This window comes from Aphanizomenon flos-aquae FACHB-1287 (assembly GCF_014698755.1).
In the GTDB taxonomy this organism is placed as follows: domain Bacteria; phylum Cyanobacteriota; class Cyanobacteriia; order Cyanobacteriales; family Nostocaceae; genus Dolichospermum; species Dolichospermum flosaquae.
On the sequence record NZ_JACJTO010000022.1, the window covers coordinates 22,459 to 45,710 of the forward strand.

General features: G+C 38.8%; 25 protein-coding genes and 1 pseudogene. 14 read left to right on the forward strand and 12 right to left on the reverse strand.

Annotated elements, in window-relative coordinates:
- The first annotated feature begins 222 nt into the window (after positions 1–222).
- Positions 223–810: a Panacea domain-containing protein gene (locus H6G44_RS11855; protein WP_190386839.1), complete on the forward strand. Its 588-nt coding sequence runs from the start codon at positions 223–225 to the stop codon at positions 808–810.
- Positions 782–1,159 (forward strand): hypothetical protein, encoded by a 378-nt coding sequence (locus H6G44_RS11860; protein ID WP_190386838.1) that lies wholly within the window; start codon positions 782–784, stop codon positions 1,157–1,159. Before H6G44_RS11855 ends, H6G44_RS11860 begins: the two co-directional genes overlap by 29 nt.
- Here H6G44_RS11860 and H6G44_RS11865 read toward each other — a convergent pair.
- The gene (locus H6G44_RS11865) at positions 1,137–1,280 is read right to left on the reverse strand and encodes a hypothetical protein (protein WP_190386837.1); all 144 of its coding nucleotides are present in this window, start codon (positions 1,278–1,280) and stop codon (positions 1,137–1,139) included. The genes H6G44_RS11860 and H6G44_RS11865 overlap by 23 nt on opposite strands.
- Complete coding sequence (locus tag H6G44_RS11870; protein ID WP_190386836.1) at positions 1,281–1,544, reverse strand: hypothetical protein; 264 nt, start codon at positions 1,542–1,544, stop codon at positions 1,281–1,283. It lies immediately after the preceding gene.
- A gap of 390 nt (positions 1,545–1,934) precedes the next feature.
- On the opposite strand from H6G44_RS11870, the gene H6G44_RS11880 reads away from it, so the two are divergent.
- A complete protein-coding gene (locus H6G44_RS11880) occupies positions 1,935–2,507 on the forward strand; it encodes an HD domain-containing protein (RefSeq protein ID WP_190386835.1) in 573 nt (190 codons plus the stop codon).
- A 51-nt stretch (positions 2,508–2,558) separates the two neighbouring features.
- Here the strand turns inward: H6G44_RS11880 and H6G44_RS11885 are convergent, their stop codons facing one another.
- On the reverse strand, positions 2,559–3,572 hold the full coding sequence (locus tag H6G44_RS11885; RefSeq protein ID WP_190386834.1) for a ribose-phosphate pyrophosphokinase: 1,014 nt from the start codon (positions 3,570–3,572) through the stop codon (positions 2,559–2,561).
- Positions 3,573–4,025: 453 nt separating this feature from the next.
- Here H6G44_RS11885 and H6G44_RS11890 point away from each other — a divergent pair, with 453 nt between their 5' ends.
- The 3 genes from H6G44_RS11890 to H6G44_RS11900 are packed head-to-tail and all read left to right on the forward strand — an operon-like array spanning position 4,026 to position 7,716.
- Positions 4,026–5,702 (forward strand): serine/threonine-protein kinase, encoded by a 1,677-nt coding sequence (locus H6G44_RS11890; RefSeq protein ID WP_190386833.1) that lies wholly within the window; start codon positions 4,026–4,028, stop codon positions 5,700–5,702.
- Positions 5,703–5,762: 60 nt separating this feature from the next.
- The gene (gene bioD, locus H6G44_RS11895) at positions 5,763–6,443 is read left to right on the forward strand and encodes a dethiobiotin synthase (protein WP_190386832.1); all 681 of its coding nucleotides are present in this window, start codon (positions 5,763–5,765) and stop codon (positions 6,441–6,443) included.
- A 55-nt stretch (positions 6,444–6,498) separates the two neighbouring features.
- The gene (locus tag H6G44_RS11900) at positions 6,499–7,716 is read left to right on the forward strand and encodes a M20 family metallopeptidase (RefSeq protein WP_190386831.1); all 1,218 of its coding nucleotides are present in this window, start codon (positions 6,499–6,501) and stop codon (positions 7,714–7,716) included.
- A gap of 96 nt (positions 7,717–7,812) precedes the next feature.
- Here the strand turns inward: H6G44_RS11900 and recN are convergent, their stop codons facing one another.
- A complete protein-coding gene (gene recN / locus H6G44_RS11905) occupies positions 7,813–9,543 on the reverse strand; it encodes a DNA repair protein RecN (protein ID WP_190386830.1) in 1,731 nt (576 codons plus the stop codon).
- 310 nt (positions 9,544–9,853) lie between these two features.
- Here recN and H6G44_RS11910 point away from each other — a divergent pair, with 310 nt between their 5' ends.
- Together H6G44_RS11910 and H6G44_RS11915 are read left to right on the forward strand one after the other, a co-directional pair.
- Positions 9,854–10,573 (forward strand): helix-turn-helix domain-containing protein, encoded by a 720-nt coding sequence (locus H6G44_RS11910; protein ID WP_190386829.1) that lies wholly within the window; start codon positions 9,854–9,856, stop codon positions 10,571–10,573.
- Positions 10,473–11,741: pseudogene (locus H6G44_RS11915) on the forward strand (cysteine peptidase family C39 domain-containing protein); the annotation flags it as partial. The gene H6G44_RS11910 and the pseudogene H6G44_RS11915, both read left to right, overlap by 101 nt.
- Before the next feature lie 240 nt (positions 11,742–11,981).
- Here H6G44_RS11915 and H6G44_RS11920 read toward each other — a convergent pair.
- The 4 genes from H6G44_RS11920 to H6G44_RS11935 all read right to left on the reverse strand — a co-directional run bounded on the left by H6G44_RS11920 (position 11,982) and on the right by H6G44_RS11935 (position 13,179).
- Positions 11,982–12,155 (reverse strand): hypothetical protein, encoded by a 174-nt coding sequence (locus H6G44_RS11920; RefSeq protein ID WP_155963756.1) that lies wholly within the window; start codon positions 12,153–12,155, stop codon positions 11,982–11,984.
- A 66-nt stretch (positions 12,156–12,221) separates the two neighbouring features.
- The gene (locus H6G44_RS11925) at positions 12,222–12,398 is read right to left on the reverse strand and encodes a class IIb bacteriocin, lactobin A/cerein 7B family (RefSeq protein WP_190386828.1); all 177 of its coding nucleotides are present in this window, start codon (positions 12,396–12,398) and stop codon (positions 12,222–12,224) included.
- Between the two features lie 79 nt (positions 12,399–12,477).
- Positions 12,478–12,912 carry a nitrogen fixation protein gene (locus tag H6G44_RS11930; RefSeq protein WP_190386827.1) on the reverse strand — a complete coding sequence of 145 codons (435 nt, stop codon included), beginning with the start codon at positions 12,910–12,912 and terminating at the stop codon, positions 12,478–12,480.
- A 27-nt stretch (positions 12,913–12,939) separates the two neighbouring features.
- The gene (locus H6G44_RS11935; RefSeq protein ID WP_242031734.1) at positions 12,940–13,179 is read right to left on the reverse strand and encodes a hypothetical protein; all 240 of its coding nucleotides are present in this window, start codon (positions 13,177–13,179) and stop codon (positions 12,940–12,942) included.
- A gap of 729 nt (positions 13,180–13,908) precedes the next feature.
- Between H6G44_RS11935 and rpiA the strand changes: the two genes are divergently transcribed.
- From rpiA to H6G44_RS11960, 5 genes are all read left to right on the forward strand, one after another.
- Positions 13,909–14,619 carry a ribose-5-phosphate isomerase RpiA gene (rpiA, locus tag H6G44_RS11940; protein WP_190386826.1) on the forward strand — a complete coding sequence of 237 codons (711 nt, stop codon included), beginning with the start codon at positions 13,909–13,911 and terminating at the stop codon, positions 14,617–14,619.
- A 411-nt stretch (positions 14,620–15,030) separates the two neighbouring features.
- Positions 15,031–15,348, forward strand: a complete 318-nt coding sequence (locus H6G44_RS11945) for a 2Fe-2S iron-sulfur cluster-binding protein (protein WP_190386825.1) — start codon at positions 15,031–15,033, stop codon at positions 15,346–15,348.
- Between the two features lie 71 nt (positions 15,349–15,419).
- Positions 15,420–15,590 (forward strand): hypothetical protein, encoded by a 171-nt coding sequence (locus H6G44_RS11950; RefSeq protein ID WP_190386824.1) that lies wholly within the window; start codon positions 15,420–15,422, stop codon positions 15,588–15,590.
- A gap of 45 nt (positions 15,591–15,635) precedes the next feature.
- A complete protein-coding gene (locus H6G44_RS11955; protein WP_190386858.1) occupies positions 15,636–16,676 on the forward strand; it encodes a DUF3326 domain-containing protein in 1,041 nt (346 codons plus the stop codon).
- Positions 16,677–16,698: 22 nt separating this feature from the next.
- Positions 16,699–17,286 carry a CPBP family intramembrane glutamic endopeptidase gene (locus tag H6G44_RS11960; RefSeq protein WP_190386823.1) on the forward strand — a complete coding sequence of 196 codons (588 nt, stop codon included), beginning with the start codon at positions 16,699–16,701 and terminating at the stop codon, positions 17,284–17,286.
- Between the two features lie 284 nt (positions 17,287–17,570).
- Here H6G44_RS11960 and H6G44_RS11965 read toward each other — a convergent pair whose 3' ends face one another.
- The 3 genes from H6G44_RS11965 to H6G44_RS11975 form a co-directional block, all read right to left on the reverse strand.
- Positions 17,571–18,050, reverse strand: a complete 480-nt coding sequence (locus tag H6G44_RS11965; RefSeq protein WP_190386822.1) for a plasmid segregation centromere-binding protein ParR — start codon at positions 18,048–18,050, stop codon at positions 17,571–17,573.
- A 5-nt stretch (positions 18,051–18,055) separates the two neighbouring features.
- Complete coding sequence (locus H6G44_RS11970) at positions 18,056–19,219, reverse strand: ParM/StbA family protein (RefSeq protein WP_190386821.1); 1,164 nt, start codon at positions 19,217–19,219, stop codon at positions 18,056–18,058.
- A 361-nt stretch (positions 19,220–19,580) separates the two neighbouring features.
- Positions 19,581–20,663 carry a Gfo/Idh/MocA family protein gene (locus tag H6G44_RS11975; protein ID WP_190386820.1) on the reverse strand — a complete coding sequence of 361 codons (1,083 nt, stop codon included), beginning with the start codon at positions 20,661–20,663 and terminating at the stop codon, positions 19,581–19,583.
- 571 nt (positions 20,664–21,234) lie between these two features.
- Here H6G44_RS11975 and queC point away from each other — a divergent pair.
- Positions 21,235–21,909 (forward strand): 7-cyano-7-deazaguanine synthase QueC, encoded by a 675-nt coding sequence (queC, locus tag H6G44_RS11980; RefSeq protein ID WP_190386819.1) that lies wholly within the window; start codon positions 21,235–21,237, stop codon positions 21,907–21,909.
- Here the strand turns inward: queC and H6G44_RS11985 are convergent.
- Positions 21,906–23,222 carry a hemolysin family protein gene (locus tag H6G44_RS11985; RefSeq protein ID WP_190386857.1) on the reverse strand — a complete coding sequence of 439 codons (1,317 nt, stop codon included), beginning with the start codon at positions 23,220–23,222 and terminating at the stop codon, positions 21,906–21,908. The two genes, queC and H6G44_RS11985, sit on opposite strands and share 4 nt — an antisense overlap.
- Positions 23,223–23,252: the final 30 nt, after the last annotated feature.

Below are 23,252 nucleotides of genomic sequence, written 5' to 3' on the forward strand. Positions count from 1 at the left end.
CGAACCTTTAATAATTCTAGCGTAATTGTCACAAATATTGTTATTTTGATAATAAATATCAAAAGCATGGTTTAGGTTGAAGAGTCTATCAATGGGATTTTTTAGTAAAAATGTACTAAAAAATCTAGTTTAAACTATAATTAAGACGTGTGTGGTGTTGTTAAAAATTATTTGGATAGCTAGTTTATTGTAGTCAGTTTATTTGGATTTGCGAGTTTGATTATGATTGATTGTCTAACTGTAGCTCGCTACTTTATTATGAAAGCTTATACAGATGGTATAGAAGCAGAAATGACAAACATGAAATCTCAAAAGCTTTTATACTATGCTCAAAGTTTGCATTTAGCAATGTATGATGAGCCACTATTTCCAGAAGAAATCCAGGCATGGCGGTATGGGCCTGTATGTCCACCTGCTTATAGATTTTATAGCGAATTTGAAGCCAAACAATTACCTATACCTAGTCAAAAATCATTATCAGAAATATCTGAAGATAACAAACAACTGCTCGAAGAAGTATGGGAATATTTTGGGGGCTATCATGCTTATCGTTTAAGTGATATGACTCATTTAGAATTTCCTTGGAAGAAAGCACGTAAAGGGTTACTTCCTGAAGCTGCTTCAACTACGGTAATTTTACTAGAAGATTTAAAAGTATTAGGATATGAGAAATTAGAACAGATAGAACGTGATCATCCAGGTTATCAAATTGTCATGCGACAAGTTTTAAAGGATGCTTGTAATTCAGAATCATCAACTCGTATTCAAAAAGGAGAAGTGCGTGACTGGCTTAACTCCCTTCTCGATTGAAAAATCTGATAATTTTCAGCGTTCTTTCAAAAAACTCGCAAAAGCTTATAGATCCGATTTTATAGAGTGTGTTGCCCAAATTTTAGAAGATTTAATTGAAGAACAGTATCCCATAAATTCCCGTAACGAACCTTTACCTGGAAAGATTGAATTACCTCAAGGATGGTCATTTCACAAAATTGAGTTTAAAGTATCCAAAGGTGGATCTGGACAAATTAGATTAATGTATTTAGTTAATACAAATGATTTTGTAATTAAGCTTGTGTGGATTTATAGTCACGAACAATTTGCAAAACGGCCTGCTGAATCAGATTTAAAGGGCATTCTTAAAGAAATTCTAGACTGTTAGTGGTAGCAATAAATACATCATTTTTTACCATAGGATTGCACAAGCCAATAACCCAACCTGAACCTATTTCCGCAACGTAGCGTTTAACTAAGGCACTGCTATCTAAAAAATAAACGGACATTTAGCGACGTTCCTCAATAATAGTTTGAGAAACAGGTTTTCCTTCTGCCTGAATAAGGTTTCTTTCATGTTGTTTACTGTCAGCAGGTTGTTTAATTTGTTTCACCAAACCAGCAGTTAACAGTGCTTGATGAAAGTTTGTGATTTGATTAACTTGTGCTTTATCAGCTAGACATATTTGGATAGCTTGATTAAGTTGCTGTAGTTCATCTTGTTCTAAACTATCAAGCTGACTGAGAATTTCCTTGAGAATTGTTTGTGGCATAGGTTTTTAGTTTGTAGTCAAGTGTTTTCTACTATTTTAGGCAGATAATAACCTGAAATTAGCACTTACAACTAAAATTGTGCCAAAATGAATTTATAAATCTATAAATTTACAGGTTATGGCTTGGGAATTAGGAGAGCAATTACAAGATGGTAAATATACAATAGAAAAAAAGTTAGGTGAAGGTGGTTTTGGTATAACTTATCTTGCTAAAGACAAAAAGGCTTAGGCGTTGAATTATCAGAACTTACCAAGAGATTGGAAAGAAGTAATCAATAATAATAAAATTTTAACTTTATAGTTAACTAAATACAGTGCTATTTCTTCTCTTCTTCTTCCTTCGTGTTCTTCGTCCATTCGTGGTTCATTTCCTATTAATATCATCTAAAAATGCTATCAGAAAGATTTACCCAAGCGCTTACCTACGCCCACGAACTCCACGCCACCCAAAAACGCAAAGCTGGGGATATTCCCTATATTACCCATTTACTAGGAGTAGCCAGCATAGCCTTAGAATATGGAGCTAATGAAGATGAAGCCATAGCAGCCTTATTACATGATGCCATAGAAGACCAAGGCGGAGCAGCCACCAGAGCAGAAATTCGCCGGCGGTTTGGGGATCATGTCACTGCTATAGTTGATGGTTGTACAGACGCAGACACCACACCTAAACCCCCTTGGAAACCCCGGAAAGAGGCTTATATTGCCCATATTGCCACCGCTTCCCCTGAAGTATTGCTAGTTTCTGCTGCTGACAAACTCCATAACGTCCGCTCAATTCTCAAAGATTATAGGATGATTGGTGATGCAGTTTGGGAACGATTTCAAGGTGGTAAAGAAGGCACACTTTGGTATTATCGCTCCCTTGTGGATGCTTTCTTAAAAAATCAACTTACTCCTTTAGTGGAAGAATTAGAAAGAGTAGTTTCCGAATTAGAAATATTAGCTGGATACAAAAAATGAAGAACGAAAAGTTTCATCCTTCATAAGTTGATATTTATATTTATTTGTTGATTAACGGAATAAACTACTGAGTGAGGTATCTTCGTGAATGCGCCAAATTGCTTCTCCTAGGAGATTAGCAACTGAAAGCGTCACCAATTGGGGAAAACGATTAGCCTCTGGGATAGGAATAGTATTAGTGACTATAACTTCCTCAAATACCCCACTGGACAACCTCTCAATTGCTGGTGGAGAAAATACAGCATGAGTAGCACAGGCATATACCTGACTTGCACCTTCTTGACGCAATAACTTAGCCCCCTCTGAAATCGTACCCCCAGTATCAATCATATCATCTACCAATATGGCAGTTTTGCCCCTGACATCACCAATTACATTTAAAACTTCCGCCACATTATGAGCTTGACGACGTTTGTCAATAATTGCTAGAGGTGCGTCATTGAGCTTTTTCGCAAATGCTCTGGCGCGTGCTACCCCACCGACATCAGGGGAAACAACTACAATGTCCTGTAATTCTTTGCTAATCAGATAATCTAGAATTACTGGTGAACCATAAACATGATCAAAGGGGATATCGAAATAACCTTGTATTTGCGCTGCGTGTAAATCCATGGCTAGAACTCGATTAGCACCTGCTTGAGTAATCAAATTAGCAACTAACTTAGCAGTGATAGATTCTCTTCCTGCTGTTTTTCTATCAGCACGAGCATAACCATAATAGGGAATTACTGCTGTAACCTGCCGTGCAGAAGCGCGACGACAGGCATCAATCATAATTAGTAATTCCATTAAATGATCATTAACGGGTTGACAACTAGGCTGGATTAAATAGACATCACAACCCCGAATTGATTCTTGGATTTGAACATACAGTTCTCCGTCCGCAAATCTTTTGCGAATCATTGGACCCAAGTCTATGCCTAGATAATGGGCGACTTCTTGCGATAGTGTGAGATTAGCAGAACCGGAAAACAGCCGTAAGCGATTATTGTCAGGTAGTACCGGTGGTATTGGCTGGACTGTTAAAGTGGTAGAACTTAGCACAGCAGATTGAAGTGCATTCATAGAAATATAATCAGAGGTTGAGCAAATTTAATCGAATTGGATTAAACAAATAATAGTGATCTTCAAGTTAGCTCTAGGGTGTGAGAACACCTATAATTGAATAGCGCCGAAAGTGCAAATAATTATTCTATGATATTTACTGCCAATTAACGAATTAGGGAATAGGGAATTATTAGATCATTTATGTTATGAATCACAGAACTGGCAAAATCATCCGTAGATCGAACATTCCTAGATTATATATGCTACCATCTTAGACATATCCTGACTAAAGCCCAAATCTCAGAATATAATAATTCAAGAATTATCTCTAGTATACACTTCCTTGTCGGCGGGGTAACTGAGAAAAATTGCAGAAACCACAATTGGAAGACTTTGGGTCATGTTGTGGGGTGGTGGGTGATGTTTTTACTAAGTTCTAGTTCAGTTGCTATTATATTCAATTCATAGATCATGGAATCACAGATTACGGTTGGTACTATTCTACAAAATCGTTACCACATAATTCACATTATTGGACAGGGAGGATTTGGTAGAACCTATCTAGCAGAAGATCAAAGACGCTTTAATGAGCTTTGTGTTCTTAAAGAATTAATTGCCCCAATCACGGGAACATCTGCTGGAGAAAAAGCACAGGAGTTATTTGAACGAGAGGCTGCTATCTTGTATCAAATTGAACATCCACAAATTCCTAAGTTTCGAGAAAAATTTGCCCAAAATGAAAAGTTATTTTTGGTGCAAGATTTTGTGGCTGGTAAAACTTACCGGAATTTACTCAAAGAACGCCAAGAGGTTGGTACAACTTTTACGGAAGCTGAAGTATTGCATTTGCTACAAAGTCTATTACCTGTACTTAGTTATATTCACGGACAAGGAATTATTCACCGAGATATTTCTCCAGAGAATATGATTTTACGGGAAAATGATTTTTTGCCTGTGTTAATTGACTTTGGGGTAGTTAAGGAATTAGCTACAAAGTTACAATCATCAAGTCCTACACCAGTAACTACTGTGGGTAAATTAGGTTACGCACCTAGTGAGCAGATGCAAACAGGTAGGGTATATCCTAGTAGTGATTTGTATGCGTTGGCTGTGACGGTAATAGTTTTGCTGACGGGGAAAGAACCCGCAGATTTATTTGACGAGCAGCAACTAACTTGGAATTGGCAAAAATGGGTAACTGTGAAACCAGAATTTGCTCAGGTTTTGGAGCGAATGTTGAGTTATATGCCGGCGATGCGGTATCAAACTGCTGCTGATGTTATTCAAGCTCTGCTAAACTTAGGACAGAATGGCCAATTTCCTACTAATTTATCTTCTTTACAAACTATTGCTGTTGGTCATCGTCCTGAACCTATCTCAACAACTCCTAAACCCCCAGAATCTTCTAATTCTAGCCAAAGTAGCTCTTTTTTGGATAATAGTTGGGTGTTGGGAGGAATTGGCTGTATTGTAATTATTTTAGCAGGGGTTGGTTCTTGGACTTGGGTAAGTTCACTTAAAAATCGCTCTCGTCCAGCAGCGGAAACAACCACAAGCCCACAATCATTTCCTTCCCCTGTTATTCCCAGTGTGATAACATTAACACCAACGCCTACACCCACGCCGACTAATAGTGAACTTGTGATTAATCGTCAACGTCTGAAGTTAGACAAGTATAATAAAGCGAAAGTTGAGGGAACACTACGAGAAAATGAATTAGTTGAATATAGTTTCCAAGGTAAGAGTGGGGAAAAATTAATTGTATCTGCGAATGAAAACAGTGGTATTGTACTGACGATTTTAACTGATAATAAAATTGTTAATACTCAAGATCAAGAATCTACATCCTATGAGGGAATATTAGCGCGTGATGGAAGATATATTATTCGGTTAGGTTTGTCTGGGGACATTTCGGAGGTTAATTATAGTTTGGATGTGGTTTTAGAAGTGCCTACACCAACGGAAACGCCAACTCCGACGGAAACACCAACTCCGACGGAAACACCAACTCCGACGGAAACGCCCACACCGACGGAAACGCCTACACCAACGGAAACGCCAACTCCGACGGAAACACCAACTCCGACGGAAACACCAACGGAAACACCAACGGAAACGCCTACACCAGGGTTTAATGGGACCAATTAACCTAATTAACGCTAAATTATGAAAAGAAGCAAATTAAGTTGTTATTGTTAGCGAAAAACTTTGTTAAATACTTTACTGATTACGGGAACTGATACGGAGGCTGGTAAAACTGTTGTGACAGCGGCCTTAGCGGCTTATTGGCAAAAATATTATCCTCAGCGCAGTTTGGGGATAATGAAGCCAATTCAATCGGGGGTAGGAGATAGAGAACTGTACCAAACTCTATTTAATCTGGAACAGTCGCCAGCAGAAATTACACCTTTGTATTTTCAAGCCCCTTTAGCTCCGCCTATAGCTGCTGCTAAGGAAAATCGCTATGTTGATTTAGCATTAGTTTGGCAGACTTTGTTAGCTTTGCAAAAACAACGTGATTTTATCCTGGTAGAGTCTTTAGGGGGTTTAGGTTCACCAATTACTGATGAATTGACGGTGGCTGATTTGGCGGGTGCATGGGGACTACAGACCATTTTGGTTGTGCCTGTAAGATTGGGAGCGATCGCTCAAGCTGTTGCTAATATAGCATTAGCTAGGCAAACTAAAATTAATCTCCGGGGGATTATTCTTAATTGTACCCAACCCCGCCAGGAAGCAGAAATTGCCGATTTAACTCCACCAGGGTTAATTCAATCATTAACAAATATACCCGTTTTAGGTTGTATACCCTATCTGGAAAATCCCAGAGATTTGCAAAAACTTGCGGAAGTTGCTGCTAATTTGGATTGGGAAATATATTGTAGCTAATGGGTGATTGGTGATTGGGAAGAGTTTTTTAATTGTTAATTTTTAATTGATAAATATGGTTTCTACATTTCCTCTCAATTCAACAGTAAATCTCCAAAATGTGCGGTTAGAAATTCGAGCTTTACAACCGCAATTAGTAGAATGGAGACGACAGATTCACCAAAAACCAGAATTAGGTTTTCAGGAAAAAATCACCGCTGAGTTTATTTCCCAAAAGTTGCAATCATGGGGAATTGCACATCAAATCGAAATTGCTCAAACGGGAATTGTAGCTATTATTAAAGGTGAAAAATCCGGGACGGGTAAAGTATTAGCAATTCGTGCTGATATGGATGCTTTACCTATTCAAGAACTCAACGAGGTTTCCTATTGTTCTCAACATGATGGTATCATGCACGCTTGTGGACATGATGGACATACAGCGATCGCTCTCGGCACAGCCTGTTACTTAAATAACCATCGTCAAGACTTTAGCGGGACTGTAAAAATTATTTTTCAACCTGCAGAAGAGGGACCAGGTGGCGCAAAACCGATGATAGCAGCGGGTGTACTTAATAACCCAGATGTTGATGCAATTATCGGTTTACACTTATGGAATAATCTGCCGTTGGGGACAGTAGGGGTGCGAGACGGGGCATTAATGGCCGCTGTTGAATTGTTCCATTGTACTATTTTCGGTAAAGGTGGACACGGAGCAATTCCTCATCAAACCGTAGATTCTCTAGTTGTAGCGGCACAAATAGTCAATGCTTTACAAACCATTGTTTCCCGTAATGTTAACCCCCTGGATGCAGCAGTTGTGACAGTGGGCGAATTTCATGCAGGAACAGCAGTTAATGTAATTGCTGATACCGCGAAAATGGGCGGAACTGTGAGGTATTTTAATCCTCATTTAGCAGGTTTTTTTAAAGAACGCATTCAACAAATTATCGAGGGGATTTGTCAAAGTCACGGTGCAAGTTATGAATTAGATTATAACCATCTTTATCCACCCGTAATCAATGATTCTGCCATAACTGCACTAGTGCGTTCAGTAGCGGAAGAAGTGGTAGAAACCCCCATTGGTGTACTCAGTGAATGTCAAACTATGGGTGGGGAAGATATGTCATTTTTCCTGCAAAAAGTTCCTGGTTGTTACTTTTTTCTTGGTTCTGCAAATCCCGATAAAAAATTAGATTATCCTCATCATCATCCTCGGTTTGATTTTGATGAAACTGCTTTATCAATGGGTATAGAAATATTTGTGCGTTGTTTGGAAAAGTTTTTTGATTGAAAACTAAAAACATGATAAAATCGTTTTTAATTATTCGCAGGTTATCATCCTACCCCAGCAGAAATTTATTTAAACCAATGGTTATCAACTAATAAATTATTTTCCTCTTTCCCGATGATTAGCAGCTTGTAATAATAAAGATTCGGCAAAAGAGATTGCTTCATTTGCGGATTTACCACCAGCTAATTGTGCCAATTCTTCCCGACGGGTAGTTAAATTATTTAAACTTGTCACTCTTACCACTGTCCGCTGTTCATCATCACTATTAATAACTTTATTAATTACTAATTTATCAACACGAAAATGATGATCTGCCATGGCGGCAATTAGAGGCTGATGGGTTACACATAATACTTGATGTTCTTGACTAAGTTGATGCAATTTTTCCGCTATGGCCTGGGCAACTCTACCAGAAACCCCCACATCAATTTCATCAAATATCATTGTTCCCACTTCATTACCTTGATGGAAACAGGCTTTTAAGGCTAGTAAAAATCGACTCATCTCTCCACCGGAGGCAATTTCTGTTAATGGTTGAATAGGTTCACCAGGATTAGGACTAAACATAAAAGTAATTTTATCTGCACCTGTAGAACTGGGGGAAATGGGGATAATTTCTATTTGGAATTTTACCTTATCCATGGCTAAAGGTTTGAGTTCAGCTAATAATTGAGATTCTAAATTAGCTGCAGTTTGTCGTCGTAATTGGGTGAGTTCTTGACTAATTTGATGGAGTGTTTGTAAAGATAATTGTTCTTGTTGTTCCAAAGTTTCGATAGATTGTTCACTAGTATTTAATTGATTTAATTCAGTTTGAATACGTTCATAATAAGCCATAGCTTCCGTCAAAGTTGGTCCATATTTACGACAAATTTGTTTTAATTCCCGTATCCGTTCTTCCACTTCCTCTAACCGCTGAGGGTCTGCTTCTAACCCTTCTCCATAAATATTAATTTGTCTACCTACTTGCATTACTGCTGCTACCGCGTCTCGCACCAATTCCAGAAGGGATTGTAGTTGAGAATCATATTCTACCATCTGAGTTAATATCATCTCTCCATCGGCTAATAAATCAGCAGCGGTGCGAGTTTCCTGATCATCTTGATACAAAGCCTGATAGACTTTATAACTCATTTGTTGTAAATCAACAACATGATTGAGGCGGTCCCGTTCTTGATTTAATTGTTCCATTTCCTGGGTATCATTAAGATTAGCAGCACCCAGTTCTTGTACTTGATAGGTGAGTAAATCCAATTGTTGCAGCCTTTCCCGTTCTGATGTCCGGCGTTTTTCTAGTGCTTGACGGGCTTGTTGATAGATAATAAAAGCAGCAGCGACATTTTGTCGTTTTTGCAACAAAGCATCACCACCATATAAATCTAACCAATCTCGAACCTGAGCAGATTGTCCTACCTGTACGGTTTGCCCTTGTGCTGTAATTTCTACTAAATGATCCCGTAATCCTCCCATTAAGGGGCGATTTACCAGGACTCCATTTACCCGTGATCTACTGCGTATATTACTGATGGTGGTGGCAATTTCTCGACTAATTATTACAACATGATCATCTGTTAAATCAATTTCCTGTTCGTTTAACCAAGCAGTTAGAGGAGGAGTAACGCTAAAAGTTGCTTCTACTATAGCTCTATTTGTGCCAGTCCGAATTACTCGACTGGAGACTTTACCACCTAAAACTGCATCAATTGCATCTAATATAATTGATTTTCCTGCTCCGGTTTCTCCTGTTAATACATTCAAACCGGCACCAAAATCTAATTCTAGATGATCAATTAAGGCAAAATTTTCAATTCTTAAATATAGTAGCATTTACATTATCCTCAGATTGCAGACTTCCTTATTTACCCTGATTATTAGCAACTTAAGCTCAGGGAAACAGAGTCACGGTTGTATCTCTATTCCCAGCAGCTAATATTTTACCATCTAGACTGAAGGCAATTGAGTCAATCACTGAATCAGTACATTGTAGATTATTACACTGGTCGGGAGCAAGCGGAAGATAAATTGTATGAAGACAGTATTGGTATTGTAATATGCCTGTGATATGAATAGATAAGAGCAATTTCTCATTAAGAAATAATTAGGATGCTTGGGTAGTTCAATTTTTACAGAACCGTTTATGTATACATATCCATGGACAAGTAGTAATAGAGCGGGAAGCAATTCTTTAGGTAACTTTTTAACAGATTCTGAGCGGGAAATGCTGTTAGAATCATTACAAGAAGATTGTCCTGAATCTCAGCGTCAACGGATTCAAATCATGTTGTTAGCGGACGAGGGGATAACTCAAGCAGAAATTTGTCAAATTTTGGGGTGTTGTCCCGCAACTGCTAGACATTGGATACACATAGCTCGTCAGGGAATGGTGCATCAATGGCAAGATTGTCCGATTGGTCGCCCTAAATTAGTTAGTAATGAATACTTACAACGATTAAAAGAATTATTTTACAGTAATCCTCGTGGTTATGGTTATGGTTCTCAACACTGGACATTGAATTGGTTACAGAAACATCTATGCGAAGAATTTGGCTTTAAAGTGAGCGATCGCCATTTTAAGCGACTTCTCAAACAAATGGGTTTATCCACTCGACGAAAATCGAGCCATAACGGACAAAACAGCCCAAAATCAGCCGCAGAACCCAAAATAGCCATTGCTGACCTTAAAAAAACAAATACCGCCGATTCCTCCGAAATTATACTTATTAATTCTCACAAAGCAGTAAAGGATTTAGACATTTATGGTGCACAATATCTCCGCTCAATTAGTATCTCTGCAACAAATCAACAATATATTAGGGTATTCACTGACCACAGAAGAATTTTATCACTATCTTCCTGAACTTCAACCTATTAACCCTAAAGTCGGCAAATTCTGGACAGGAAAGAATGTTGAACCGGGCATTTACATTATCATTACGGGCAAAGTCAGACTATTAGATGATAGAGATGAATTAATTACTACTCTAGAGCCTGGAGAATCTTTCGGTGAATTTACCTTGTTTCCCGAATCTAAATTTCAGACTTATGGAGCCAGAGCTTCAGCAAATTTACAGTTATGTTTCTTGCCAGAAAAGTTACTGTTGCCATTAATAGCCAAGTATCCCCAAATTCGAGAACATTTATGGCAGAAAGCATACTCCCCAGAAACGCAGATTATACAAGCAGATTATGCACCGATAAAACTAAACCCACCAGAAAACGACAATTCAAATTCAGATTCAACCCCCTATTTAACCTCAGAATCAAAAATTAATAAAGCCTATTTTCCCAGTCCCAGACAACGGGTGGGGCATTTATGGCAAAAGGTAATGGGGCGCTATCCATTCTTTGCTCAACAAAGTGGTTCTGACTGCGGAGCAGCTTGTTTAGTGATGGTGTCCAGGTATTGGGGGAAACGTTTTAGTGTAAATCGTCTCCGTGATATTGCCAATGTAGACCGCAATGGTGCATCTTTGCGAGGGTTATTAACAGCAGCAGAAAGTCTAGGTTTTGCTACTAGACCTGTCAAAGCTAGTTTAAAGCAGTTAGCAAAGCAAAAATTACCTGCTATTGTTCATTGGGAAGGCAAACATTACATAGTGGTCTACGAAATTACCCCTAAATATGTAATTGTGGCAGACCCTGCTATTGGTCAACGCACCCTCACCCATGAGGAATTTAACAGCGACTGGACTGGTTATACATTGTTGTTACAACCGACAGCAATGCTCAAAGAAACGAAAGAGACATCTACACCTTTTTGGCAGTTTTTCGAGTTAATAAAACCCCATTCTGTAGTCATGTTGGAAGTATTTATCGCTTCCATATTTATCCAGATATTTGGCTTAATTACCCCCTTATTTACCCAATTAATTTTAGATCGGGTAGTGGTACAACGGTCAGAACTGACCCTGACAGCAGTAGGAATAGGATTGTTGATTTTTAGCCTTTTTCGGGTGGCCATGACTGGTTTAAGGCAATATCTTTTAGATCATACGGCTAATCGAATAGATTTAGCATTAGTTGTCGTTCCCATACTCTGTATGGGAATGAATTACAGAAGGCTCTGCCTTCATTGATACTAAGTCACGGAGGCAGAGCCTCTAGGTAGCATTCCCAGTCGGAGACTGGGAACGAGAAAAAAACCCTACCGCTTCTCCCCAGCTATAATTATAGCTGAACCACTTGTAATCAGGGCTGTACCTATCCCAATTGGAGTTGTGAAAATTGGTTTTATGCTCTGAGATTACACTACTCAAATTCTGAGATTAAAACAGACCCACTACCCATTTAACGGCTTTAGTAACTGCCCAAGCTACGTCATAAGCAAAGCTAGTTTCTGGTGTTGGTTTACCGCCAAAAATCGAATTAATAAAACTATCCTCTGTTAATTCTTGCAAGTAGTCTGAATTGATATCTAGAATGCTGATTCTACCTTTCATGATGTTAATTTTCTCCACACTAATAACAATTGATTTCTGCAAAACAAAAAGGCAACTTTTAATTAGTTAATTTCCATTGCAAGCATCAGAAACACCTTTTTTAATATCGGACCAATGGTTTATAACATAAACAGCAGCAGCAACAACCCAAGGCCAAATACCACCTTGAATTAAAGATTGTTCTTCAGCAGTCAGTTCAACAAAGTTTTCACTATGCAAGTCAGCAATTTGAATCTTAGCCATCTTCGTATTCTCCTTGGTTTTAAAAAGTCAAAAAATCTAGAAAAAATCGGAAATTCAGATTATGGTGCAAAATATTCAGTTAACAAGCCGTTGGTGTGGCCACGTGAATTGACAATTCAGAAGCATTGTAATTATCCGTAATTACTTGCGGACAACGCATACAAGCTGCTTTCCCTTCCTGTTGCCACCAACGACAATCACGACGTATAGAACAGGGAGGTAATTCCTCTCCTACTGTCGGTAAGTTTTCGACAATTCGTGTAGCTAAACCACAATTTTTCCCATCAAAATGTTGACAACCATTTGTGGCACAAGTTGAAGCTGTACGAAATACTTCCGCTGGTGTCACAGGACTAACTTTAGCTATTAATTCATCTGTGATAGGTTGAGGCTGTTTCAGATAAGCTACACGAGGTTCTGCTACTGTTCCACCAATGATACCGAAAACAAAACTTTCCCCTGGTTCTGGTCTAGCACTGGGGCAAAGTGTAGTTTTTTCAGCAATTTCTTTCATCCTTTTAGCCTCCAAATAAGAGGATTTTTATGCCAAACGAACATCAGTTGGACGTGCGATTTTTCCTATTGTGATAGGCTCACGGATGATTATTCCACATATTATGGGTTTGATGAGTCTCGCACCGCTTGTGGTAAGAGCTATACCACCAGAAACGTTTTTAGCTTCTTCGTCAGATACAGATGCTAGAGCCTCATTACGACGCGCTACTGCATTATTAACAGCACTATCAATTAGGTCATTGATTTCAAGACGATGATTATTCATGTTAATTTTCCTCAGAAGTCTGTAGGTGAATTAATTTGTTAGGGTTGTTATTCTTTATTTCCCGACTACATCTTATTAAAAATAAAAACCTCTGTCTAGAGACTTAGACAAAATAAAAGTGACATAATTGTTTCAGTTTTGTCACTTTCAATAGCTTGATGATAACAGCATTTTCCGCACAAATATCCGTAAACTTGCCCTTTTAAGTTGAAAATATCACTAAAAAATAGACAATTACGGATTAAAAATAGCCAAAAAAAAGGGACATAATTGCTGCAATTTTGTCACTTTTGCCTATTAATTTAAATAGAAGCGTTTATTAACATGAAACGTACTATACTAGTCTTCCAAGAGTGCAAGAAGAATCAGTATAACCGCGAGGACAATCAGAAGAAACGGGGTAACAAGATAAATTAGGTAATTTCTCTTTTCATGCCTTGACTTTAGCTCATTATCTTCCATAACTTATTAGTATTATTTAACCTAAATATTTTCAGCACTTATATTTTATACAAAAATATCTAAATAAACCAATAAAAATCCCCTAAAAGTCAGATTTTAACGCATTGACAAAATTACAAAATAGTGCACCCATAAATATACGGAAAATTTAGAGGAATCATTAAACCGTTCACAAAAGTGCAAAAGCGTAACATTCTATTACTGATTCTGTAGTATAGTCATCAGTGATAGTATATTTGATTGCGTAAACTTTTCAGGAGTTAAAGAATGTCCATACCAGCAGACCCCGTTAAATTGATGAAGCAAGAAGTTGGCAAAGCCGCCGCCAATTTGGTAAAATCTGGTTCAATAGTTGGTTTGGGTACAGGCTCAACTACAGCTTACACCATTCAATATTTGGGAGAACGCCTTAAATCAGGGGAACTCAAGGATATTGTCGGTATCCCCACCTCATTTCAATCAGAAGTATTAGCAAAAGAGTATGGTGTTCCCCTCACAACTTTAGACGCTGTAGACCATATTGATATTGCTATAGATGGTGCAGACGAAGTAGACCCCCACAAAAATTTGATTAAGGGTGGTGGTGCTGCACATACCCGCGAAAAAGTTGTAGATTACCTGGCCGCACAGTTTATCGTTGTCGTTGATAGTGGTAAATTGGTAGATAAACTCGGTTCTGTATTTGCTGTCCCCGTGGAAGTTATTCCTATGGCACTTACCCCTGTTACTAATGCTATTAAAGCACTTGGTGGTAAACCAGAATTGCGTATGGGTGTGAGAAAAGCAGGACCTGTAATTACTGACCAAGGTAACATGATTTTAGATGTCACATTTGATCATATTGACGACCCTGTAAACCTGGAAAAAACACTGAATAATATTCCCGGTGTTTTAGAAAATGGCATTTTTGTCAATTGTGCAGATATTGTTCTTGTTGGTGAAGTTATTGACGGTAAACCTGTAGTTCGAGAACTTTAATAGTTTTCTTTGACACTCCCCATTCTCAGTCTCAGAGAATGTTTTAAAAGTGCTATCCCGTAATTCTGATCACATTTTTACCCCCTTTAGTCCCCCCTTATGAAGGGGGGAAACAAGAAAATCCAGTTCCCTCCCCTATGCTTTGGAGAGGGTTAGGGTGGGGTCAAAAATATTTGATACATCAATCATGGCTTTTCAAATCTCAGCAGCTTGGGGATGTCAATAAGTCAAAACGGCTATGTTATTAAAATGTTTTTTACGGATTTGATAGCTATTTTTTCTGCTTTGTTGGGAATACATGAGTTATGTCCTTTCTAAGAAACTCAGAAAATTTTCTCAAGTTAGACAATATTGTTATATATTATCAGGTAGAATAAGATATTTGTCTGTTCTCAACAACTGCTGCTTTATATGTCCAATATTTACACCGTAGAAATTAACCACCAAGGTACAACATATACTTTACAAGTTCCTGAAGATCAAACTATCCTCGCGGCCGCTTCCTCTACTGGTTTAGACTTACCAACTTCTTGCGGTGCTGGTGTTTGTACAACTTGTGCAGCTTTGATTACACAAGGAACTGTAGATCAAGCGGATGGTATGGGTGTAAGTCCAGATTTGCAGAAACAGGGCTATGCACTACTTTGTGTTGCTAAACCTCTTTCTAATTTAAAAATTGAAACCGAAAAAGAAGACATTGTTTATCAAGCACAATTTGGGAAGGGGTAGATAATTATTAATTAGCAATTACTAAAAAGTTACTGTATTCTAGAAAGCACAAACACAAAGGATTGAGAATAATGACAACTCACTTTATTACCGCTGAAATCGAATTACAAGAAACCACAATTGAGCTAGAAAAAGCTATTACAGCAGAACTACAAAAACAAGGTGAACCTCTGCGTTGGTCTATCACTGCTGTTAATGAAGAAGAACAAACCGCAACAGTAGAAGCTGTAGTTACCGCTTAGATTTATCCTTTGCGTCTTGACGCGAAATAAAAACCTGTGATATCTATTCAGAAACCATACACCGTAATTTTAATCATACCTACCGGCATTGGGGCAGCGATTGGCGGTTATGCTGGTGATGGGTTACCAGTAGCTAAAGTTATATCACAGGTTTGCGATCGCTTGATTACTCACCCCAATGTCCTAAATGGTGCGAGCTTATACTGGAATCTTCCCAATACCTTATATGTCGAAGGTTATGCTTTAGACAAATTTGCGGCTGGAGAATGGGGTTTACGTCCCGTTCGGAGTAATAGGGTAGGTTTACTTTTAGACCAGGGGATTGAACCGGAATTAATGCTGCGACACTTGCAAGTAGCCGACGCAGCCAGAGCAACCCTAGGATTAAATATTACAAATCATGTTATTACCGATAGTCCTTTAAACGTAGAATTACGGACTTCTTCATCAGGTGCTAGTTGGGGAACAATAGGAAATCCTGATAGTTTATTACGGGCTGCCGATAAATTAATTATAGAAGAAAAAGCCGAAGCGATCGCAGTTATTGCCCGATTTCCCGACGATATGGACGAAAACGCAGTTCAAAACTATCGCCAAGGTCAAGGAGTAGACCCTCTAGCTGGTGCAGAAGCCGTCATTAGCCATTTATTAGTTCGCACCTTTAAAATTCCCTGCGCCCATGCTCCTGCCCTTTCTAGCACCCCTGGATCCCCTAATTTATCACCTAGGGCAGCGGCTGAAGAAATAGGCTACACATTCTTACCTTGCGTTTTAGTTGGTTTAAGTAACGCCCCGCAATTTATCGTTAATACAGAAAATCATAATTCTTTATCCACTGATATCTGGGCAGATCAAGTTGATGCTGTAATTATTCCCGCCACTGCCTGTGGAGGTAGTGCTTTATTGAGCCTAAGCCAGAAACGATGTCAAATAATTACAGTCGCAGAAAATAAAACTTTGATACAAGTTTCTGCTCCCATGTTAGGAATTCCCACCTTGCAGGTAAACTCATATTTAGAGGCTGTAGGGGTATTAGTTGCTCATAAAGTCGGTATCAATCCTTGGTCATTAACAATTAACAATTAACCAATTATTTTTTTAAAATCCTGTGATTGAACAAAAAAATCAACAACCAGAAATCCCCTACCTAACACGCACCCAGGTTTTAGTAGCAATGGGTGTAACGGCAATTACTCTCTGGATAGTTGCTAAATTATGGTTGGGCTCGGGTAATATTCTCCTTTTTAAGTGGTACTGGCACGAACAGCATTTATTATTAGGAATTGGTTTAGGTATAATCATAACCATATTAAGTGGTTTAGCTTATCGCTTTTCCTCTCCCTATCGTCAAAGTGCTGATTATTATCTAAAAATGGTTCTTCAACCTTTAGCTTTACCAGATTTAATTTGGTTAGGATTACTCCCTGGGTTAAGTGAGGAATTATTATTTCGGGGTGTAATGATACCCGCTTTAGGTGGAAATCATCTGGCTGTAATAGTATCAAGTCTTTGTTTTGGAGTTTTGCACCTTAGCGGTCTCCAACAATGGCCTTATGTAATTTGGGCAACCATTATTGGGGTGATTCTCGGTTATAGTGCCCTATTAAGTGGCAACTTGTTATTACCAATTGTTGCTCATATTGTCACAAATTTACTATCTAGCTATTTCTGGAAAATTCAACGATTTTCAACATGAGCAGTCAAAGGTTGATAGCAGTTCCCATGCTCATGAGATACAAAGTTTTTTAGTTTTAGGGAACAGGAAATAAATTAATGTATACTTCATTAGACCAGGAAACGATACAATGGCAATGTAAATTAGAAGACGCTTATTCTAATTTTGTTGTTACGATAATGCTTTTGATATTTACACAAAATATCCCACCTATAAGCCATTTTAGCATTATTTGGTGGGATATATGGTAGTTTAATTAAGAGTTTTTTCTCTAAAGTAAACACAAGCAAAAACCAGGTTTTTTCTTAGAAATCATCAAGAAACTGACCAATACGATTAATTACAGGGTCTACCTCTTGAGGTTCAGGTTCAGGTACGGACTGCACCACACCTACGCTATCAACCATAGGAGGAACATAATTAAGCGCTTGCTGGTTGAGGATGATTGCCAATTTTGCCACTTGTTGAGTAAGTTGCAACATTTGACCTTCTATCGCCTCCAAACGATGAGACTCCCGCGCAGAAAAACGTTTCTCAAAACCAGCCATTTGATTTTGTATCTCACCGATTTGCTGTTCAACCGTAGTTCCATTTGCTTTTTTAGAAGCTAGTTGTGCACTTTCTGGGACACACAAAAACTTCCATAGTGCCTCCTTACACAGGTCACTGAAAGTTTTATTTGGCTGTACCTCTAAGTAGCTTTCCACCTGCGCCAACAAGCTCTCATCAGCAATTTCTGGATTGAATGTAACGGACTTAACTACCTTTTTTGACCATTGAAACATTAGTTTTATGACCTAACAGAGCGACTAGCTGCAGATAATTGCGCTTCTCCGTAAATATACTGACCCAAGGCATTAGCTTGCCGAGAAGGTGCAGCTAAGTAAGCATTGATTTTAGCTTCTTTGAGCAGACGTTGGACATCTTCCCAGAAAAACTCTCCACCGCCACCAGTAATAATCACATCTGTCACCCGCTCTGGCAACCACGCTAACACACGAGAACAAATTTCCCGTGAAAACATTTCTATCAGATTAGGCAGAAAATCATCTAAATTAGCGGGAGTGCTAGAGCCTTTGGGACGGTAGAAACGTTCCCCTTTAGGTTTATTAACCGCAGAAATCAATGCTAAAGACTGACTATCAGCACCGGGTATTTCCTTAGCCACCATTTCATAAAACTTGCTCATACCAAAGTCTTCACTTGTAGAAGCACCTCTAGCAAAACGGAAATTGTCCACCATGAGCATATCAATAGTTTGGTGACCAATATCAACAATACCTACAGATATCTTAGTAAAATCGGGAGATGTTACGGCTTTATTAGGTTGAGTTTCTGACCATAGCAAACTACCATATCCTTCAGGCATAATCCAGACTTTGGAAATATGCAATGATATTGATTCCCCCCGGAAATTTAACACATGGGTTCCAGTTAGCAAACCAATTAACTGTGCCTTTTCCTTTTCAAATTGTTCCAAAGATAGGAAAGGTAGACCCAGGACAACAGCAATTTCATCCTTGAGTTTAAAGTAGCCCGCAGAGGACAACACCTTCACCAGAGCATCTTCTACCTTAGATTGGCCAACGCCAAGATTTGCCCCAAAATCGGCAGCTAACTGCCCCACAGCATAGCCACTACCTTGATACTCCAACCACAAATCCATGAGCGGGTCAGTTGCCTTAGCCTCAAATACGCCACCACGAATTTGCTCAATTGATGTTTGTTTCACATTAGCAGGAATGAAAGCCACATGATTAGGTTCACGGCTCACACAAGTCTTTGTAGAGGTTCTACCTAAATCCACACTGAGAATAGTTTTGCCAGTAATATTGCTGCTGGGCTTTCCAGAATTTACAGCACTAGCAGTATTGATTGCTGTGGCTGCTGGTTGACGGTTCATGGGAACGGCAGCGGCATTCATGGGATTAGCTACGGGCGGTTGGTCTGTCATGAAAGCTCCTCTTTAAAAAGTTATCATGCTCATCTTACAAAAAGGTGAGCTACAAAAAAAAATTTAGACTGGGTTAAGTGTAACCAGAAATACGTCAAAATTGATAATCGGCAATGGTCAATTTTCTATGATTTAGCATTTTTGATGGCAGTTTTGGGTAAATGATCAGATTTTCTTCCTGATTTGGTATTTTTACCCTTGTAATTGACTGTCCAAAAAATCAAGACTATAGCAGTCCTACTTTCTTTAATTGAATTGCCGAAATAAGTCCTAGAAAATCCCCCTTAATCACCTATCATTTCAGTAGTGAGAGAAAAAATGATTAATTTCCCCCACTGCCAGTTTTAGCTAAATATACTAGCTAAATAGTTGATGTCAAAGATTGAACCCTCGACTCTGAAGACCATTCTAATGGATTCCAGACTCTTTCTTCTAAAGCCATCTGATCAATTAAACTAGCCAGACGTAAAGCTTTAAGAGCTTGTTCACCACCAACAGAGGGCTGATTGCCTCCACGGACACAGTTAACAAAATGCTCTAACTCGGCACTCAGAGGCTGAATATTACTGGTATAAACCTTTTCGATTAAACCATCTTGTCTATAAAGGACTTTTTGATGATCAACTAGAGGATTGATCGGGGTTTGCCGATGTACTAAAATTTCATTATTGAGAAAATCTGCTTCTGTAAATGAATTTTTACAATGGGCAACTAAGCGGCGAATTTTCCGGTGAGTAACTTTGCTGGCTGTAAGAGTAGCAACAATACCATTAGCAAAACCTAAGGTCGCAGTTACATAATCTAAATAACCTGAGTCTAAAGAACGAGTCCCACTAGCAGTCAATTTCACCACCGGTGAGCCGGCTAATTCTAGCAACAAATCAATATCATGGATCATTAAATCCAGCACTACGGAAACATCATTTGCCCGCGCTGAATAAGGACTCATGCGGTGAGCTTCTAAAGCCAAAACTTCCTCTGTTTTCAGAACTTGGCTCAGTTCCCTAAACGCGGGATTGAATCGCTCAATGTGACCCACTTGCAAAATACACTGTGATTCTGCCGCAGCATTTACTAAAGATTCGGCCTCAGAAATACTAGCCGCTATCGGTTTTTCAATTAAAACATGGATTCCTGCTAACAAACAATTGATGCCCACAGCATAATGTAGTCGTGTAGGTACGGCTACACAAATTGCATCTACATGGGGCAGTAAGTCACAGTAATCTTCAAAAAACCGGACTTTGTATTTGCTGGCAGTTTCTAACCCACGTTCCACGTTAATATCGGAAACGCCTACTAGTTCCACATCCTTCATGAAACTCAGGATGCGGGTGTGATGCTGTCCCATGTTACCAACACCAATCACTCCTATACGGATGTGCTGGGGCTGGCTGCGCTGTGAATATAGATTTGGTTCTGACATTGATATGCTATCTTGCACTATTGTTCTCTCCTCAACCACCAAATTTAGAGACTCTACGGTTGTTGGCCTTTATACCTAAACGCCAAGTTTGATTTGTCTTAAACCATCCAGATGGTAACATAGTGATTATGTTTATGAAGAATTTTAAAGTTTGGGTTCAGTTCCCACCATCTGGTTATCTTTTCGGTCAACAATTGTTAATTGACCTGTTTTATTTATCCACTAGCGAATTACGCGCTCTTTTGTTGAATTTGTAAATCACATGACTCTCAGTATAAATTCCCTGGTATATAGTTCAAGAATGAACTAGACAAATAAAAACGCATTTTTTTTATTGATAGATTAATCACTCTCTCTACAAGTAAAATTACAGTTCACTAAATGGTTAACACTCAGATTATAATGTTTTAGGTGATTTACACAACTAAATATTCTCACACCTGACAGTATTTTTGTACACATTTAATTTTTGTTGGGGGCATTCCGTTAATTTTCCCATCTTTTAGCTGCAATTTGTGAAAAAATGGGCAACTGCGCCCACTTCTCTCTGTTGTCTCTATTTCTTGATCTCCTATTCCGTAATCTGACCATGAAAGCTGTAATTTTATTATCTGGTGGTTTAGACTCTTCAACTGTTCTTTATCAAGCAAAGGCTGATGGCTGTGAATGTTATACTATTTCTTGTGATTATCAACAGCGACATAGAAAAGAATTAGATGCCGCTTTAAAGGTTGGAAAAGCGGCTGGTACTATTCAGCATCAAGTAGTTAGTTTTGATTTACGCCAATGGGGTGGTTCAGCACTCACAGATGATAAAATTAGTTTACCAGAACAAAGATCCCTGGATGAAATGGCGGAAAATATTCCTGTCACCTATGTTCCAGCACGGAATACAATCTTTTTAAGTTTTGCCTTGAGCTATGCAGAGGCGATCGCCGCAGAAAGGGTATATATTGGTGTTAATGCCCTAGACTACTCCGGTTATCCAGATTGTCGTCCTGACTATATTCAAGCTATGCAGGAAGTTTTCCGCTTGGGGACAAAACAAGGACGCGAAGGACAAGCTATTCAAGTTATTACCCCCTTAATTAATTTAAAGAAAACAGAAATTATCCAACTTGGTAATCAATTAGGAGTTCCTTGGCATCTGACTTGGTCCTGTTATGCAGGTAGTGATTTAGCTTGCGGTGTCTGTGATTCTTGTCGGTTGCGGTTAGCAGCTTTTGCTGAATTGGGGTTGACAGATCCGATTGATTATGTTTAGGATGAAATTCTCATTTGAATTTGATGCAAACGCGGACCAATAACTGAAATTACAGTCAGTTCCAGATGTTCATAATAGAATATCTCGCCCTTATTCGGGATTTTTTGGCATTGATAAAGCAAAAAACCTCCCAAGGTCTGATACTCTCTCCTTATAGGCAAATTCAGATGCAGTACCTGATTAACTTCTTCTAAATTAATTTGTGCTTGCACTAAAAATGTTTGTTGGTCCACCATTTGAATAAGTAAATCATTGCTACTGTCAAGTTCACCCCCAGAGCCAATAATTTCGGCAATAACATCCTGAATAGTTACCAGTCCCACAGTTCCCCCAAATTCATTCACAACCATGACCATAGCTGGTTTATCCTTTTGCATCATTGGCAAAAGCTCGCTTAATAGCGTTTGCTCTGGTACAAATTGAGGTAAACGCATCCAAGGTTGAATTTCTGTCTCTGAGGTGATTTTTCCTAAAGCCAAGGGTTCTGCTAAATCTTGAAAGCAGACTATACCACAAATATCGTCCAAAGACTCCCCAATAATAGGATAGCGAGAATGACCAGTAGAAGTAATTTCCTCAAGTAACCTGTGAAAGCTGGCATTTATGGGTAGAGAAGTAATGCTAGTTCGAGGAATCATGATATCTTCAGCCGTAATATCCCCAAACTCAAAGACATTATTTAAAAGTTCCCGTTCGGCATTTTCCAGACCTGTAGATTCTCGTTCCGTAGAAATAATTAATTGCAGTTCCTCTGGTGTCACTGGAGGTCGCCAACTTTGACCTGTATATTCAATTCCAAATAATCGTAATAACCAGTAAGTTGATTGATTAAGAACCCAGATAAAGGGACTGAAAAAACGAACTATGGATTTTACCGATGGACCCAACAGCCTAGCTAAATGTTCTGAATACAACATGGCCACTGATTTTGGACACAATTCACCTACAACGATTTGTAAGTAAGCAATGGCAAAAAAGGCAATGGGAACTGATAAAGAATGAACTAATAAGTGATTAATTCTCAACGGTAACGGCCAAGAATTAAGCCATTTTTCCACTAATACAGCAATTGTCCCTTCTCCAATCCAACCGAGCGCCAAACTAGAAAGGGTAATACCTAATTGGGCTGTAGATAATAGTCTATCAATACTTCGTTGCAATGTTTCCACCGCGATGGCTCGGATATCACCAGCTTGTACTAACTGTTGAATACGAGTTCGGCGCACTGTCACCATTGAGAACTCCGCTGTTACAAAAAAGGCATTGATAGCAATTAACACTAGCACGCTACACAACCGCAGTCCCGTATCCATCCAACTTAAAGGAGAAAAAGCACTCACTGT

Coding starts and splice junctions, on each gene's coding strand:
- H6G44_RS11925 (WP_190386828.1), bottom strand. CDS start 12,398: ATGGCTAAGATTCAAATTGCTGACTTGCATAGTGAAAACTTTGTTGAA.
- H6G44_RS11865 (WP_190386837.1), bottom strand. CDS start 1,280: ATGTCCGTTTATTTTTTAGATAGCAGTGCCTTAGTTAAACGCTACGTT.
- recN (WP_190386830.1), bottom strand. CDS start 9,543: ATGCTACTATATTTAAGAATTGAAAATTTTGCCTTAATTGATCATCTA.
- H6G44_RS11920 (WP_155963756.1), bottom strand. CDS start 12,155: ATGAAAGGTAGAATCAGCATTCTAGATATCAATTCAGACTACTTGCAA.
- H6G44_RS11890 (WP_190386833.1), top strand. CDS start 4,026: ATGGAATCACAGATTACGGTTGGTACTATTCTACAAAATCGTTACCAC.
- H6G44_RS11945 (WP_190386825.1), top strand. CDS start 15,031: ATGTCCAATATTTACACCGTAGAAATTAACCACCAAGGTACAACATAT.
- H6G44_RS11910 (WP_190386829.1), top strand. CDS start 9,854: ATGTATACATATCCATGGACAAGTAGTAATAGAGCGGGAAGCAATTCT.
- queC (WP_190386819.1), top strand. CDS start 21,235: ATGAAAGCTGTAATTTTATTATCTGGTGGTTTAGACTCTTCAACTGTT.
- H6G44_RS11855 (WP_190386839.1), top strand. CDS start 223: ATGATTGATTGTCTAACTGTAGCTCGCTACTTTATTATGAAAGCTTAT.
- H6G44_RS11950 (WP_190386824.1), top strand. CDS start 15,420: ATGACAACTCACTTTATTACCGCTGAAATCGAATTACAAGAAACCACA.
- H6G44_RS11970 (WP_190386821.1), bottom strand. CDS start 19,219: ATGACAGACCAACCGCCCGTAGCTAATCCCATGAATGCCGCTGCCGTT.
- H6G44_RS11965 (WP_190386822.1), bottom strand. CDS start 18,050: ATGTTTCAATGGTCAAAAAAGGTAGTTAAGTCCGTTACATTCAATCCA.
- rpiA (WP_190386826.1), top strand. CDS start 13,909: ATGTCCATACCAGCAGACCCCGTTAAATTGATGAAGCAAGAAGTTGGC.
- H6G44_RS11870 (WP_190386836.1), bottom strand. CDS start 1,544: ATGCCACAAACAATTCTCAAGGAAATTCTCAGTCAGCTTGATAGTTTA.
- H6G44_RS11900 (WP_190386831.1), top strand. CDS start 6,499: ATGGTTTCTACATTTCCTCTCAATTCAACAGTAAATCTCCAAAATGTG.
- H6G44_RS11930 (WP_190386827.1), bottom strand. CDS start 12,912: ATGAAAGAAATTGCTGAAAAAACTACACTTTGCCCCAGTGCTAGACCA.
- H6G44_RS11885 (WP_190386834.1), bottom strand. CDS start 3,572: ATGAATGCACTTCAATCTGCTGTGCTAAGTTCTACCACTTTAACAGTC.
- H6G44_RS11880 (WP_190386835.1), top strand. CDS start 1,935: ATGCTATCAGAAAGATTTACCCAAGCGCTTACCTACGCCCACGAACTC.
- H6G44_RS11985 (WP_190386857.1), bottom strand. CDS start 23,222: ATGGATACGGGACTGCGGTTGTGTAGCGTGCTAGTGTTAATTGCTATC.
- H6G44_RS11935 (WP_242031734.1), bottom strand. CDS start 13,179: ATGAATAATCATCGTCTTGAAATCAATGACCTAATTGATAGTGCTGTT.